This is a genomic window from Paenibacillus sp. 1-18 (assembly GCF_000520755.1).
GTDB lineage: Bacteria > Bacillota > Bacilli > Paenibacillales > Paenibacillaceae > Paenibacillus > Paenibacillus brasilensis.
This window is the reverse complement of the sequence record NZ_ASSB01000102.1, coordinates 1-882: the sequence shown is the minus strand read 5'-3', so window position 1 is coordinate 882 and position 882 is coordinate 1. Positions and strand designations below refer to the sequence as shown.

At 45.6% G+C, this 882-nt stretch carries 2 protein-coding genes; both read left to right on the top strand.

Annotated features, from left to right (window positions below; translation table 11 throughout):
• Positions 1 to 167 precede the first annotated feature (167 nt).
• Positions 168 to 497, top strand: a complete 330-nt coding sequence (locus tag L693_RS0107080) for an ArsR/SmtB family transcription factor (protein ID WP_025716670.1) — start codon at positions 168 to 170, stop codon at positions 495 to 497.
• Between the two features lie 29 nt (positions 498 to 526).
• A partial coding sequence (locus tag L693_RS27775; RefSeq protein ID WP_269320830.1) for a SulP family inorganic anion transporter occupies positions 527 to 882 on the top strand: 356 nt, incomplete at its 3' end.

The following is an 882-nucleotide window of genomic DNA, read 5'->3' as shown; positions in this document are numbered from 1 at the left end:
TTTAAGTAAATTTCCAACCTCATATTCAGTTTTGCAGACGGATGAAATTGAAGTGTGAGTAACATCATATTTCAATTGGTCCAAAGCTGTTATTGTACTAAATATTCAAATATTCAGATATTGTTGATCATTTACAGGGAAATTTGTATGAGAGGGATGGAGCAAGCATGGAAGGAGATCTCCAGAAGTTTAAGGCCGACTTTTTCAAAGCATTGGCTCACCCTCTGCGCATCCGCATTTTGGAGGTGCTGAGTGAAGGAGAGCGGAATGTGAACGAGTTGCAGACTGCTCTCGGTTCCGAAGGTTCTGCCGTATCGCAGCAATTGGCCATTTTGCGGGCCAAAAATTTGGTAAACAGCTTCAAGGAAGGGACAACGGTCGTGTACTCATTGCGTGACCCGCTTTTGACGGAGCTGCTTGTGGTGGCGCGGCGGATTTTTGACAATCATTTGGTTGAGGCTATTTCGTTGCTGGAAGGTATACGCAACGAGAAGTAATGCTATTACAGAAAAGAAGGGTTACAGGGATGAAGTGGATAGGAAGGTTCGAGGGCTATAATGCAGGGGCTTTGCGAAAGGATCTGATTTCCGGGTGTATTGTAGCGATTGTGGCGATTCCGCTTGGCATGGCGTTTGCCATTGCATCAGGGGTAAAGCCGGAATATGGGCTGTACACAACCATAGTGGCAGGAATTTTGGTTTCGCTGCTGGGAGGGTCCAAATTCCAGATTGGAGGACCTACAGGTGCGTTTATTCCCATTTTGCTCGCTATTGTCATGCAATACGGTTATGAAAATTTACTCATAGCCGGTTTTATGGCGGGGATTATACTCGTCTTAATGGGCGTGCTAAGGCTGGGTGCACTGATCAAGTTTATTCCCAA